General features: G+C 71.0%; 14 protein-coding genes. 2 read left to right on the forward strand and 12 right to left on the reverse strand.

All coding sequences use genetic code 11. The features are described 5' to 3' along the window. Positions 1-18: 18 nt before the first annotated feature. The 8 genes from manD to ACNQOV_RS09175 form a co-directional block, all read right to left on the reverse strand. On the reverse strand, positions 19-1,371 hold the full coding sequence (gene manD, locus ACNQOV_RS09140; RefSeq protein WP_416394256.1) for a D-mannonate dehydratase ManD: 1,353 nt from the start codon (positions 1,369-1,371) through the stop codon (positions 19-21). Beyond that, positions 1,368-2,666, reverse strand: coding sequence for a mannitol dehydrogenase family protein (locus tag ACNQOV_RS09145; protein ID WP_416394257.1), 1,299 nt, complete (start codon positions 2,664-2,666; stop codon positions 1,368-1,370). Before ACNQOV_RS09145 ends, manD begins: the two co-directional genes overlap by 4 nt. Then, positions 2,663-3,550, reverse strand: coding sequence for a sugar phosphate isomerase/epimerase family protein (locus ACNQOV_RS09150; RefSeq protein WP_416394258.1), 888 nt, complete (start codon positions 3,548-3,550; stop codon positions 2,663-2,665). The genes ACNQOV_RS09145 and ACNQOV_RS09150 overlap by 4 nt, the downstream gene beginning before the upstream one ends. Beyond that, complete coding sequence (locus ACNQOV_RS09155) at positions 3,547-4,737, reverse strand: Gfo/Idh/MocA family oxidoreductase (RefSeq protein ID WP_416394259.1); 1,191 nt, start codon at positions 4,735-4,737, stop codon at positions 3,547-3,549. The genes ACNQOV_RS09150 and ACNQOV_RS09155 overlap by 4 nt, the downstream gene beginning before the upstream one ends. Further along, on the reverse strand, positions 4,734-5,570 hold the full coding sequence (locus ACNQOV_RS09160; RefSeq protein ID WP_416394260.1) for a sugar phosphate isomerase/epimerase family protein: 837 nt from the start codon (positions 5,568-5,570) through the stop codon (positions 4,734-4,736). Before ACNQOV_RS09160 ends, ACNQOV_RS09155 begins: the two co-directional genes overlap by 4 nt. A gap of 93 nt (positions 5,571-5,663) precedes the next feature. Further along, entirely contained in the window at positions 5,664-6,614 is a 951-nt protein-coding gene (locus ACNQOV_RS09165; protein ID WP_416394261.1) for a carbohydrate ABC transporter permease, read from the reverse strand. Continuing rightward, positions 6,611-7,639, reverse strand: a complete 1,029-nt coding sequence (locus ACNQOV_RS09170) for a carbohydrate ABC transporter permease (RefSeq protein WP_416394262.1) — start codon at positions 7,637-7,639, stop codon at positions 6,611-6,613. The genes ACNQOV_RS09165 and ACNQOV_RS09170 overlap by 4 nt, the downstream gene beginning before the upstream one ends. Continuing rightward, on the reverse strand, positions 7,639-8,997 hold the full coding sequence (locus ACNQOV_RS09175; RefSeq protein WP_416394263.1) for an ABC transporter substrate-binding protein: 1,359 nt from the start codon (positions 8,995-8,997) through the stop codon (positions 7,639-7,641). The genes ACNQOV_RS09170 and ACNQOV_RS09175 overlap by 1 nt, the downstream gene beginning before the upstream one ends. Before the next feature lie 254 nt (positions 8,998-9,251). Between ACNQOV_RS09175 and ACNQOV_RS09180 the strand changes: the two genes are divergently transcribed. Together ACNQOV_RS09180 and uxaC are read left to right on the forward strand one after the other, a co-directional pair. After that, positions 9,252-10,289 (forward strand): LacI family DNA-binding transcriptional regulator, encoded by a 1,038-nt coding sequence (locus ACNQOV_RS09180; protein WP_416394284.1) that lies wholly within the window; start codon positions 9,252-9,254, stop codon positions 10,287-10,289. A gap of 11 nt (positions 10,290-10,300) precedes the next feature. After that, positions 10,301-11,740, forward strand: a complete 1,440-nt coding sequence (gene uxaC / locus ACNQOV_RS09185; protein WP_416394264.1) for a glucuronate isomerase — start codon at positions 10,301-10,303, stop codon at positions 11,738-11,740. Here uxaC and ACNQOV_RS09190 read toward each other — a convergent pair. The 4 genes from ACNQOV_RS09190 to ACNQOV_RS09205 form a co-directional block, all read right to left on the reverse strand. Continuing rightward, the gene (locus tag ACNQOV_RS09190) at positions 11,737-12,315 is read right to left on the reverse strand and encodes a GNAT family N-acetyltransferase (RefSeq protein ID WP_416394265.1); all 579 of its coding nucleotides are present in this window, start codon (positions 12,313-12,315) and stop codon (positions 11,737-11,739) included. The genes uxaC and ACNQOV_RS09190 overlap by 4 nt on opposite strands. Continuing rightward, positions 12,312-13,112: a sugar phosphate isomerase/epimerase family protein gene (locus tag ACNQOV_RS09195; protein WP_416394266.1), complete on the reverse strand. Its 801-nt coding sequence runs from the start codon at positions 13,110-13,112 to the stop codon at positions 12,312-12,314. Before ACNQOV_RS09195 ends, ACNQOV_RS09190 begins: the two co-directional genes overlap by 4 nt. 67 nt (positions 13,113-13,179) lie before the next feature. Continuing rightward, a complete protein-coding gene (locus tag ACNQOV_RS09200; RefSeq protein WP_416394267.1) occupies positions 13,180-13,560 on the reverse strand; it encodes a type II toxin-antitoxin system death-on-curing family toxin in 381 nt (126 codons plus the stop codon). Beyond that, positions 13,557-13,760 (reverse strand): hypothetical protein, encoded by a 204-nt coding sequence (locus tag ACNQOV_RS09205; protein ID WP_402264725.1) that lies wholly within the window; start codon positions 13,758-13,760, stop codon positions 13,557-13,559. Before ACNQOV_RS09205 ends, ACNQOV_RS09200 begins: the two co-directional genes overlap by 4 nt. Positions 13,761-13,773 lie beyond the last annotated feature (13 nt).

The following is a 13,773-nucleotide window of genomic DNA, read 5'->3' on the forward strand; positions in this document are numbered from 1 at the left end:
TGCGCCCGGGCCGAACGGCTACCAGTCGTGGACGGTGCCGTCGGCGAGGCGGTTGAACGGCAGGTACGCCTGCTCGTACGGGTACTTGCCGGCCTCGTCGACGTCGAGCGAGACCCCGAGGCCCGGCTCGTCGCCCGGGTGCAGGTAGCCGTCGGTGAAGGTGAACGTCTGCCGGAACACCTGGTTCGTCTTCGGGCCGTGCTGCATGTACTCCTGGATGCCGAAGTTGTGGATCGCCAACCCGAGGTGCATCTGCGCGGCGAGCCCCACCGGCGAGATGTCGGTCGGCCCGTGGAACCCGGACTTGATCTGGTACATCGCCGCGTAGTCCATCGTCTTCTTCAGCGGGGAGATGCCGCCCATGTGCGTCACGGCACCGCGGACGTAGTCGATGAGCTGGTCGCGGATGATGTCCTTGAAGTCCCAGATCGTGTTGAAGACCTCGCCGATCGCGAGCGGCGTCGTGGTGTGCTGCCGGACGAGCTTCAGGGCTTCCTGGTTCTCGGCCGGGGTGCAGTCCTCGAGCCAGAAGAGGTCGTACGGCTCGAGCGACTTGCCGAGCTTCGCCGCCTGCAGCGGGGTCATCCGGTGGTGGCCGTCGTGCAGCAGCGGCAGTTCGGGGCCGAACTCGTTCCGGACGGCCTCGAACACGGTGGGCACGTGGCGCAGGTAGGCCCGGGTGTCCCAGTCCTCCATCGCGGGGAAGGCGCCGCGCTGCGCGGGCTCGAAGTCGTAGCGGACGCCCTCGTTCCCCGAGGTCGTCTTGTTCGACGCGATCCCGTAGATCGACTCGAGGCCGGGCACGCCGGTCTGCACCCGGATCGACCGGTAGCCCTCGGACTGGTGCTCGCGGATGGAGTCGAACAGCTCCGGCAGCTCCTTGCCGGACGCGTGGCCGTACGCCATGAGCCCTGTCCTGGAGGCACCGCCGAGCAGCTGGTACACGGGCATCCCCGCGACCTTGCCCTTGATGTCCCAGAGCGCCATGTCGACGGCGGCGATCGCGGCCATCGTGACGGGGCCGCGGCGCCAGTACGACGAGCGGTAGAGGAACTGCCAGGCGTCCTCGATCCGGCTCGCGTCACGACCGACCAGCAGCGGGACCACGTGCTCGGACAGGTACGTGGCGACGGCGAGCTCACGACCGTTCAGCGTCGCGTCGCCGAGGCCCGTGACCCCGTCGACCGTGGTGATCTTCAGCGTGACGAAGTTGCGGTTCGGGCTCGTGACGATGACCTCGGCGCGGTCGATCAACTGACCGCGGTCGGCCGACGCCCACGTGTCCGGGCGTCCGGCGGTCGGGTCGGTCGCGGCTGCCGGGTCCGTTGCGCCCGGCACCGGGGCCGCGGGGTTCGTGGTCGTGTCGGTCATGCGGGGACTCCTTCGTCGGCGCCCGTGCGGGCGGGTGTCGTGCCGGCAGCGGCGCGGGCTGCCCGGATGCGGTCGGCCGCCGCGGTGATCGCGGCGACCACGGGGGTGGTGTCGAGGTCGGGGGCGATGACGCGCAGCACGTCGTGCACGTCCGAGTCTGGCCCGGGGGCTCCGGCGTCGTCCACGAACTCGGGCTGGTCGGTGCAGTGCAGCCACCACGCGGCGAGGGCCGTGGCGGCTCCGGGGCCGATGCCGTCGGACGGGTCGCGCTCGAGCCGGTGGCGCACCACGTCGACGACGCGGACGGGCAGCTTCTGCGACCCACCGGACGCGATCTGCCGCAGGGTGTGCCGGATGCGCGGGTTCCGGAACCGGTCCACCAGGGCATCCCGTGCTGCGGTGACCTCGTCGGCAGGGAGCGGCAGTTCGCGAGCCGCCTCGTCCCACAGCTGGTCGACCGCGGCGCGGCACACCGGGTCGTCCATCGCGGACGCCACCGTCTCGTGGCCGAGTTGCAGGCCGAGGTACGCCAGCAGCGAGTGGGACCCGTTCAGCAGCCAGAGCTTCCGCTGCTCGTACGGCGTGACGTCGTCGACGAGCCGCACGCCCGCGGTCTCCCAGGCGGGACGGTCGATGCCGTCGAAGGCGTCCTCGAGCACCCACTCGGCGAACGGCTCGGTGACCACCGGCACCCGGTCACCATCGAGCGCACCGGGGAGCCCGGCGAGGTCGCGCAGATCGGCGTCGGTCGTGGCCGGGGTGATCCGGTCGACCATCGAGCTGGGGAACGCGACGTTCGACTCGATCCAGGCACGCAGGCCCTCGTCCCCGACGGCGTCGATCACCGCCTCGCGGAGGACGTCGCCGTTGTGGGTCAGGTTGTCGAGCGACATCAGCGCGATCCGCCCGCCGCCGGCGGCGCGCCGGGCATCGAGCCCCGCGACCAACCGCGCGGGGACGTCGGAGCCGGATCGGTAGCCCTGCTCGGTGACCGTCAGCGTCACGATGGTCGTCTCCGGGGACGCGACCACGTGCCTCCAGGCCGTGTCGTCGCTGCCCGGGTGGGCGGCCACGATCGTGTCGACCACCTCGGCGACGTCGCCGTCGGCCGCCCGGGTGACGAGCGTGTACCGGCAGCCCTGGGCGTTCAGCGCGTCGGCGGTGTCCGGTGAGCGTCCGGTGAAGGCGGTGATGCCCCACGGCTCACCGTCCGCGTGCGCCGTGTACCAGGCGAGGTGGGCGCGCGCGAACGCACCCACCCCGAGGTGCACGATGCCGGGTCGGCGATCGGTCATGCCGACACCGGTACGAGGGACCGCAGGTACGCCAGGTTGTCGGCGGTGCGGGCCTCGAGCGGGAGGTCGGTGGAGAAGTCCTCGATCGTGACCCAGCCGTCGTACCCGTGCTGGCGCAGGGTGTCAAGGTAGTCGGCGACGGACGCCTGGCCGGCGCGCAGGGGCGCCCACTCGTTCTGCCAGATCGCGGACCCGTCGGCGCGGGTGTCGCCGGTGTCGACCCACCGGGCGTTCTTCACGTGGGCGTGGGCGAGGTAGGGGCCGAGCAGCTCGAACGCCGCGAGGTGGTCCTCCTGCCCCTCGATGACGAGGTTGCCGAGGTCGTGGATGACGCCGACGTGCGCCGGGTCGAGGCCGTCCACGAGCCGGAGCGCGGCCGACGCCGACGGCGTGATCGTCATGTGGTGCAGCTCGACCAGTGCCTTCACGCCGAGCTCGGTCGCGCGGGAGACGGCCCACTCGAGGTCCGCGCGGGTGCGGTCGAAGATCTGCGGGTACGTCTCGCCGGTGCGCTCGCGCTCCTGCCGGTAGTGCGGCATGGTGACCCGGACCTGCCGGGCGCCGAGCTCGCTCGTGACCCGGAGCATCGTGTCGACACCGTCGGTGTCGGACGCCTGCTGGTAGCCGCCGATGCCGGAGTACTCGAGCCCGGCGGCGTCGGTGATCCGGGCGATCTCGCCGACCTGGTCCTCGATGCCGGTGAACTGCCACGTCGACTTGTTGCCGGCCCAGAACGAGCGGCCGGCGGGCACCGTCGCACCGGGTGCGGGACGGTCGTCGACGACGCGCCACTCGATGCCGTCCCAGCCCTGTTCGGCCAGGGTCGACGCGGCCTCGGACGGGGTCCAGTCGGGGGTGGAGGCGGTGAACACGGAGAACTTCATCGGGTGGCTCCTTCTGCTGCGTGGGCGCCGACGACGGGGACGACGTCGTCGTACTTGCCCTCGATCACGTCGTCGATCCGGACGGGTTCGCCGAGCGTCGCGCTGACGTAGAGGCCGCGGACGGTGGCGAGGGACACGAGGGCGGCGTCGACCGTGACGCCGGGGTCGCGGCCGTCGCGGATCGCGGCGACGATGTCGGTGTACTGCCGTGCGTGGCCCGCGGCGAAGTGGTCGGGTTCGGCCGGGCCGCCGACGACGTGCTCCGGCGGGACGACCTCGTCCTTCTGGTCGACCGCGCCCTCGACCGCGGACGCGTTCGCCGTGGTGGAGGCCGACTCGAGCGTCGCGGTGTCCGGCGCGATGTGGAAGTAGGCCAGCCGGTCGTCGTCGACGATGGCGGACCCGTGCGTGCCGTAGACGGCGTACCGGGCGGAGAGCCCGGGGTAGGCGGCCGTCGTGCAGTGGATGACGCCGAGCGCGCCGCCGGCGAACCGGACGGTGGCGACGGCGGTGTCCTCGACCTCGATCCGGTCGTGCGCGAGCAGGCCGGTCTGCGCCGAGATCTCGACCGGACGTCCGAGTGCCCAGACGAGCAGGTCGACGGTGTGCACGCCCTGGTTCATCACCGCGCCGCCACCGTCGAGCGCCCAGGTGCCGCGCCAGTCGCCGGAGTCGTAGTAGCCCTGCGACCGGTACCAGGCGACGCTCGCGAGGCCCGAGGTCACCGTGCCGAACCCGCCGTCGTGCGCGGCCCGGGCCACGGCTGCCGACGCCGGGTCGAACCGGTGCTGGCTGATGACGCTCGTGACGAGCCCGCGGTCGCGGGCCGAGGCGGCGAGCGCGGCGATCTGCCGGGCGCGGGGCATCGTGGTGTCGAGGGGCTTCTCGATGACGACGTGCTTGCCGGCGGCCAGGGCGGCCTCGGCGAGCTGCACGTGCATGCCGGACGGCGAGCAGATCGCGACGACGTCGATGTCGGTCTGCGCGATCGCCTCCTCGATGGTCGCGGTGGTGACGGGGCGCGTCACGCCCATCGCCTCGATCTCGTCGGCGGCGCTCGTGGCGGCGGCGGGGATCGCGTCGACCAGGGCGACGACCTCGAGGTCGGGGTGGTGGACGGCGACCTTCGCGTGGTGGCGTCCGATGACGCCGGCGCCGACGACTGCCAACTTCAGTGAGGTGGTCATCGCAGGGTGACTCCGATCTGGTCGGTGAGCTTCCGGAGGGCACGACCGGCGCGACCGAAGGCCGCGGGGCCGGAGAACCCGCCGAGGTGGGTGAAGTCGCTGAGGTGCGGCTCGAGCGAGGCGTAGCCGGAGTACCCGGCGTCGCGCAGCGCGGTGAGGGTCTGCAGCAGTTCGCCGTCGCCCTCCCCAGCGGGGACCACCGACGAGTCGGCGGCGAGGGCGTCCTTGACCTGCAGGTAGTCGACGTACGGCGCGAGCTGGGCCCACCCGTCGGTGAACGGCTTGACGCCGCACTGGACGTAGTTCGCGTTGTCCCAGGCGAGCCGGAGCGCGGGCGAGCCGACGCTCTCGACGATGTCGAGCACCCGCGAGGGGACGTCGCCGTAGATGTCCTTCTCGTTCTCGTGCAGCAGGGTCACCCCTTCGCGCTCGGCGAGGTCGGCGAGCGCCCGCATCCGGACGAGGACGTCGTCACGGACGTCCTCGGGCTGCCGGCCCGCGAAGTAGAACGAGAAGATCCGGATGTTCGTCGTGCCGAGGGCGTGCGCCGCAGCGATCGCGCGACCGAGTCGTCCGACCTCGTGCTCGACGGGCTCGTCGACCGACACCTTGCCGATCGGCGAGGCGATGGCGGACACGGTCTGCCCGCGTTCCTCGAACAGGCGGTGGAGGCCGGCGAGCTGGTCCTCGTCGAGGTCGACGACGTTCACCCCCCAGGCGCTGCGGACCTCGATGGCGCTGGCGCCGAGCGCCTGCAGCACCGCGACCTGGATCGCCGGGTCGGCGTCGATCTCGTCGCCGAAACCGGAGAGCTCCCAACTGGGCTGGGTCATTGCATTCCCTTCATGGAGGCAGTCTGGAGGCGCGGGGCGGGCTGGCACCGCGCCTCCAGGCAGTCTGTGGACAAGTCGGAAGACTGCACAGCGCTACTTGACGGAACCGGCGGTGAGACCGCCGACGAGGTAGCGCTGGAAGATGAGGTAGAGCGCGACGACCGGCACGGCGCAGACGATCGACGCGGCCATCATCTGGCCGTAGATCGGGACGGCGCCACCCTCCTGCGTGGTGCCGAGGACCTGCAGGACGACCGCCACCGTGCGCGTGTTCGGGGTCGTCATGATCGTCGAGAACAGGACGTCGTTCCAGCCGAGCAGGAAGGCGAAGATCGCCGACACGACGATGCCGGGCCACGAGAGCGGCAGGACGATCTTGGTGAGGATCTTCGTGCTCGAGGCACCGTCGATGCGGGCCGCTTCCTCGAGTTCCTTCGGCAGGCCACGCAGGTAGGTGACCATCACCCAGGTCGAGAACGGCAGGGCGAACGTCAGGTAGGTGACGAACAGGCCCCAGCGGGTGCCGATGATCTGCACGCCCGTGGCGCTCGCGATGTTCGAGAACACCACGAAGACGGGGAGCAGCAGGAGCGTGCCCGGGATCGACTGCAGCGCGAGCAGTCCACGGAGGATCGTCAACCGCCCGAGGAACCGGAACCGGACGAGGACGTACGCGGTGGACACGGCGAGCGCCGCACTCGCCACGGCGACGGCCCCGGCCGTGAGCATCGAGTTGACGAGGCCCTGCCCGAGCGCGACGGTCGACCAGATCTCGACGTAGTTCGACAGGGTGAACTCCGAGGGGAAGTACTCGCCGCGAGCGACCGCGACGTCGGAGTTGACCGAGCCGAACAGGATGTAGAGCACGGGGACGGCGATGAACGCGATGATGATCGCGATCACGGTCACGAGCAGCCACCGGGGCAGCAGTCGGGTGACGTCGGTGTCGTACGGACGCTTGTGCCGGCGGCCACGGTCCCCGGCGGTGATGCTCTCGGTGAGCGTCGCGGTGGGGCGGGTGCGGGTGGTGGTGAAGGCGCTCATGCTCGGGCTCCGTCGATGTCTGCGGCGGCGGCCGGCGTCGCCGCGGCGAGGGTCGCCCGGTCGGCCCGGCGCTGCCGGCGGTTGGGTCCGGCGTCGTCGCCGGTGTCGAGCTTCACGGCCCGCAGGTAGACGAAGAGCGGGATCGCGACGATCACGAGCGAGCAGATCGCCATCGCGGCGGAGAGCCCGAAGCGGAACGACTGGAAGCTGGCGATGTACGTGAGGACGGGCATCACCTCGACGCTCGACGGCAGCGGGATCCCGAAGAGCACGAACGGCAGGGTGAAGTTGTTGATGTTGTGCAGGATCGAGATGATGATCGCGAGCGAGAGCGGTCCGCGCAGGTACGGGAAGATGATGTAGCGGAGCTTCGCCCACCAGGTCACCCCGTCGAGGGCGGCGGCTTCGTGCACCTCGTTGTCGACCGCCTGCAGTCCGGCGAGCGAGAGCAGGTAGACGAACGGCCAGCTCGTCCAGATCATGACGCCGGCCAGCGCCCAGTACGACGCCGAGCCGTTCAGCCAGAGCACGTCGGTGTGCAGGATCGAGTTGACCACGCCCTGCGGCTGCAGCATCGTGCGGAAGAACGTGCCGACGACGAAGGCGGGGAGGACGTAGGGGACGAGGTAGATCGACCGGACGAGTCCGCGACCCGGGAACCGGTTCTGCGTGGAGATCGCCGCGGCGACGCCGATCGGCACCGTGACCGCGGTGACGAGCACCGAGATGGACACCGAGATCCAGATCGAGTGGAGCAGGGGTGAGTCCGTGAACGCCTCGGCGAAGTTCTGGAACCCGATGAACGGGGCGCTGAACCACTGACGGAGCGTGTACTGGTCGAGGTCGAGCATCGCGATGAAGACGCCCACCAGGAGCGGGACCACGATGACGGCGAGCATGAGGACGCCGCCGGGCAGGAGCATCCAGAGCGGACGCTCCCGCTTGTACAACGGCGTCTTGCCGACGGGGCGGACCTCGTGGGGCCGCGAACGCTTGGCGTCGGGCCGGGTCTGCGTGGCGGTCATCACAGGCCTCCGTTCTTCTGGCGGTTCAGCGTGGACTGGGCGTCCTGCTGCGCGTCCTGCAGACGCTTCCGGAGCTGGTCGTCGGAGACCGAGCCGCTCTTGAGCTGCGGGATGGACTGCACGACGACGTCGACGAGCGACAGCTGGATGTCGGACCAGGCGCCGGTGAAGGCGGTGGGCTTCGAGAGCTTCCCGGCCTGGATGATCGGGGCGAGTTGCGGGTTGTCGGCCGCCAGCTGGGCCGCGGCGTCGGCGTTCGTGGGCAGGTTGCCGAAGAGCCGGTAGTACTCCAATTGCGCCTTCGGCGTGCTGAGCTGCTTGATGAAGTCGAACGACAGGTCCTGCTTCGTGCCGTAGTCCGCGACGACCCAGTTGTCGCCGGAGAGGATGCTCGCCGCCTCGATCCCGTCACTCGGGCGCGACGTCGCTCCCGGGGGCACCGTCGGCAGCAGTGCGAACTCGTACTTGCCGTCCACGGGGGTGTTCGTGAACGAGTTGATCGCCGTGGTCGTCGTCATCGGGAAGAAGGCGGCCTTGCCCTCGGTGAACTGCGCGAGGGCCTGGGCGTTGTTCCACCCGATCGCGGCCTTGTCGACCACACCGTCCTTCGTGACCCAGTCGAAGTAGGTGCGGTAGGCGTTCTGCACGGCCTTCGTGTCGATCTCGGCCTTGCCGTTCCCCGACACGATGGTGTTGCCGGCGTTCTGCGCCATGCCCCAGATGAACTTCCACGGGTCGAAGCCGTCGGCGTAGGCGATCGCCATGCCGTGCACGTCACCGCTGGTGGTGGCCTTCGCGTCGGCGGTGAGCTCGTCCCACGTCGTCGGCATCCGGGTGATGCCGGCCTTCGCGAGCAGGTCCTTGTTCACGGCCATCACGAACGGCCGGCTGGCGAACGGGATGCCGATCTGCTTCGAGGTGCTCGGTCCGGAGATGCCGAAGGACGCGGGGTCGAACTGGTCCTTGCCCCCGACGGCCTTCCACTCCTTCGACCCCATCTCGACGAAGGCGCCGGTGGCGTACGCGGTCGGGGTGAACGTGCTGCCGATCGCGTACACGTCGGGGCCCTGCCCGGAGATGACGCTGGTCTGGATGGCGGTCAGCTCCTCCTGCGCGGAGGAGTACGTCTCCCACTGCACCTTCGCGCCGGTGGTCCGCTGGAACTCGGCGGCGACGTCCTGCTGCCACTGCTTCCGTTCCTTGGGGTACGTGGTGTCCGCGCCCATCATGACGCGGAGGGTGTTGGGGTCGTCGCCGCTGCCGTTGACCACCGCGCATCCCTGGAGGGACAGTGCGGCGAGGGCGACCACGGCCGCGGCACCGATGACGGTGCGGACATGGAGTCTTCGCGTGTTCACGGGGGTTTCCTCCTCGAGACCTCCTCCGGGCGGCACTGCCCGGTGGCACCACTGTCGCGCCGCTGGCAACATGCGGCAATCGGTTGCCACTTGTTGCCAGACCGGCTTACGGTCGCTGCACCGGCGCATCGAGGCACCGGCAGACCGCACCGGTGCACCAACGCCCCGGCCCGGACGACGGAGGAACCGTGACCGACACCGACACCGCCCGGCGGGTGACCGTGCGCGAGGCCGACGCCGCCCGGCGGGAGACCGTGCGCGAGGCCGACGCCGCCCGGCGGGTGACCATCCGCGACATCGCCGACGCGACCGGCGTCGCCCCCTCCACCGTCTCGCGTGCCCTCTCCCTGCCGGACCGCGTGAACCAGGCGACGCAGCAGCGGATCCAGCGCGTGGCGCGGGAGCTCGGCTACGTGCCGAACTCGCAGGCCCGCGCCCTGACCTCCGGTCGCACCCGTGCGGTGGCGGTGCTCGTGTCGGACATCACGAACCCCTTCTACTTCGACGTCATCCGCGGCACGCAGCACCAGCTCGCCGGCGCGGGGTGGACCCAGCTGCTCGTCGACACCGAGGAGTCCGCCGACGCCGAGATGGCCGCCCTCAGCGCGATCGCGGGCAAGGCCGACGGCGCCGTGCTCACCGCGTCCCGGTTGACCGACGCGCAGATCGCCCGGTTCGCCGAGCGCACGCCGCTCGTCGTCGTGAACCGTCGGCCGGCCGGGGTCCCGTCGGTGCTCATCGACACCCCCGGCGGGGTCGAGCAGGCCGTGCAGCACCTCGTCTCGCTCGGGCACCGGGACGTCCTGTACGTCGCCGGTCCGGACAGCTCGTGGTCGAACGAACGGCGGTGGCGCGCCCTCGTCCGGGTCGCGAAGCGCCTCGGTGTGCGGGTCGCCCGCGTCGGACCGCACGCGCCGTTCGTCGACTCGGGTGCCGCGGCCGCCGACGCCGCCGTGCACGCCGGGGCCACCGCCTGCATCGCCTTCAACGACCTCATCGCCATCGGCATGCTCGCCCGCCTGCGGGAGCGTGGGGTGCGCGTGCCCGAGGACATGAGCATCGTCGGGTGCGACGACATCTTCGGCGCCGACTTCTGCAACCCACCGCTCACCACGATGACCTCGCCGATCGAACGCGCCGGCCGGGTCGCGATCCGGATGCTGCTCGGACGGCTCGGCGCGATCCCCGCCGAGGAACTGCCCGGCGAGCACATGAGCGGTGCGGTCGCGCTGCCGACCCACCTCACCGTCCGCGAGTCCACCGGTCCCGCACCCGTCCCCCACGCGTCCTGAAGGAGTCGACGATGACCCAGACCACCACCGCCACACCGCTCGCCCCGCACCCGGACCGGCTCTTCGCCGCAGAACCGGGAGCGCGAGCGGTCGCCCGCACGGTCTACGACGCCGTCAAGGACGCGCCGATCATCTCGCCGCACGGACACGTCGACGCCACGCTCATCGCGGACGACCAGCCGTTCCAGGACCCCGCGTCGCTGCTCATCACCCCGGACCACTACGTCCTGCGGCTCCTGCACGCGAACGGTGTCGGACTGGAGGCGCTGGGTCGCGTCGACCTGTCGGGAACCGGTGCCGTGCCTACCGGTCGCACCGTCTGGCGGAACCTGGCCGAGCACTGGGACGACTTCCTCGGCACCCCGGTCCGCTACTGGTTCGAGACGGAACTGCACGACGTCTTCGGCCTGACGGAGCAGCCGTCTGCCGCGAACGCGGACGCCCAGTACGACCACATCGCCGAGCTGCTCACCACGCCCGCGTTCCGTCCCCGCGCCCTGTTCGACGCCTTCGGCATCGAGGTGCTGGCGACCACCGACGACCCGACGGCCGACCTCGCCGCGCACGCGCGGCTCGCCGCCGACCCCACGTTCACCGGCCGGGTGGTCCCCACGTTCCGCGCGGACGCCGTCTTCGACCCGTCGCGGTCGGACTGGAGGCACGTGGTCGCGTCGATCGGGGAGGCCGCCGGCATCGACACGGGGACCCACGACGGGCTGCTGGCGGCACTGCGCGCACGTCGCCAGTACTTCGTCCAGCACGGTGCCACCGCCACCGACACCGGGGTCCTCGACGCCGGGTCGACACCGCTGTCGGCCTCGGAGCGCTCGCGGATCCACGCGGCCGCGATGCAGGGCCCGTCCGGGGTGACCCCGTCGGAGGCCGTCGCGTACCGGCACGACATGCTCTACCGCTGGGCCGAGATGAGCGTCGAGGACGGTCTCGTCATGCAGCTCCACCCCGGTGTGCTGCGGAACCACCACGCGCCCACGCTCGAGCGCTTCGGACCCGACACCGGGCACGACCTGCCCGCCGTCGGCTCGTTCACCGAGCCCCTGCGTCCCCTGCTCGAGTCCTTCGGCACGGCGCCGGGGTTCCACCTCGTGCTGTTCACCGTCGACGAGACCGTCTTCTCGCGCGAGATCGGGCCCCTCGCCGGCTTCTACCCCGCCGTCTACGCGGGCGCTCCCTGGTGGTTCATCGACACCCCCGCAGCGATCGGCCGCTACCGGGCGGCGATCACCGACTCGGCGTCGTTCACGAAGACCTCGGGGTTCATCGACGACACCCGCGCCTACTGCTCGATCCCCGCGCGGCACGACATGGCCCGACGGGCGGACGCGGCCTACCTGGCGTCACTCGTGGTGACGCACCAGCTGTCGGAGGAGGACGCGGTGCGGACGGCACGTCGGATCGTGTCGGACATCCCGAAGGCGACGTTCAAGCTCTAGAGCGTCCGCCGCACGAGCACGCGGGGGAAACCGTTCAGCACCGAGGTGGTGTCCGCCGCGTGCTCGAAGCCGGCGTGCTCGAACAGGGCGCGGGTGCCGACGTACGCCATCGTGAGGTCGACCTCCTCGCCGCGGTTGTCGACCGGGTACCCCTCGAGCACCCGGGCGCCGTGGTCACGCGCGAAGTCGACCGCGCCCGCGAGGAGCACGTGCGAGATGCCCCCGCCCCGGTGGCCCGGTCGCACCCGGATGCACCAGACACTCCACACGCTCCGGTCGTCCGGATCGTCGAGGTGCGGGACCTTTCGGTTGCGCGCGAACGTGGTGTCCGGGCGGGGGTGGACCGCAGCCCAACCGACGACCTCGTCGCCGTCGTACGCCAGGACACCGGGCGGCAGGTCCTCGTCGAGCAGCGAGCGGACGCGATCCCCACGGGCAGTGCCGCTGAGGGCCCGGTTCTCCGCCGACGGGATGCGGTAGCTCAGGCACCAGCACACGGTCGCGTCCGGGCGCTTCGGACCCACCATCGTCCGGACGTCGTCGAAGGGCGTCGCGGGGCGCACCTCGATCGTCATGCCCCGAGCATGGCACCCGATCGGCGGAGGAGTCCGAGCGATCGAGCGATCTCCTGCTCGGCGGTCGCGGTGTCGCCGGACCAGGGGCACTCCAGCGACACCGAGCCGCGGTAGCCGCCGTCGTGCACGGCGGCGAGGAAGTCGCGCCACACGTCGTCGCCCCCGGCGGCCCCGAGCGGGCGACGGTCACGGTCGCTGACGTGCACGTGGCCGATGCGGGTGCCGAGCTCGCGGAGGACATCGAGCGACTCGCCCTCGTTCCGGATGTGGAAGAGGTCGGCGACGACGTCCACCCCGTCGACGCCGGCCTCGTCGAGGAACCGGACGGTCTCGGCGACGGAGTGCAGGACGTTCGTCTCCGAACGGCTCAGCGGTTCGAGGACGATGCGCAGGTCGGACGCGGCAGCGGTGTCCCGGGCCGTGCGGAGCACCTCGGCGAACCGGCGGAGGGCCTCGGCGCCGGGCATGCCGTCGGGCGCTGTGCGGGCGGTCCCTGAACCGAACACGATCTTCGCGCCCGGTTCGGCGACGGAGCGGACGATGGGGAGGACGGCCGCGAAGTACGCGCGCACCGCGTCGGGGTCGGCGGTCAGCAGCCGGAGGGCACCGGGGACGAGGATCGCGAACGAGCCGAACCGGCCTCCGGCGTAGACCTCGTTACGCGTCCAGCCGGAGACGTCGTCCGACGGCACCGCCAGGTTGCCCGCGATCGTCGGCTCCACGTGGTCGGCGCCCGCGCGACGGACGGCCTCGGTCAGTGCTGCTCCGGCGACGACGCCGAACCCGGTGAAGGACATGGGGTCCATGCAACCCGGGGTGCCGCGGTCCCGCAGCCGTTGCCGTGCGTTGCCGCGGTGTCCGCCGTCAGTCGGCGGACTCGACGAGCTCGGAGAGGACTCGAGCGATCTCGGGCATTGCGTCGAGGCGCCCTTCTGCGACGGCGATGATGAAGTCGTAGGCCTGGTCGTTCGTCGCGGTCAGCCGTCGTCCGTTCATGCCGAGGAAGACGACGAGGAGCATGAGTCCGACGCGCTTGTTGCCGTCGACGAGGGCGTGGTTCCGTACCGCCGAGTGCACGAGCGCCGCAGCCTTCTCCACGATGGTCGGGTAGGCGTCAGTGCCGCCGACCGAGGTCGCCGGGCGTGCGACGGCAGCTTCGAGCAGCCCGACGTCGCGGAGGAGGAACCCGTCGCCGAGCGTTCGACGAGCGATGTGCAGCGCTTCGTCGGTCGTGAGGTGGATCACCTGCCGAGCCGGTCGAGCGCCTCGGCGTACCGCGGGAGTTCGCGGTCGAGGATGCTGTCGATCAGGTCGCTCCGGCTGTGGTGCTCGATGTACTCACGGATCGCGGCCCGGGCGATCTCCTGCATCGAGCGCGCTTCGAGATCAGCGCGCTTCCGCAGCGCGCTGGCTTCGTCGTCGTCGAGTCGGAGCGTCATGGCCATGCAGTTGATGGTA

The sequence above is a fragment of the Curtobacterium sp. LFS084 genome (assembly GCF_047977705.1).
Classification (GTDB): Bacteria; Actinomycetota; Actinomycetes; order Actinomycetales; family Microbacteriaceae; genus Curtobacterium.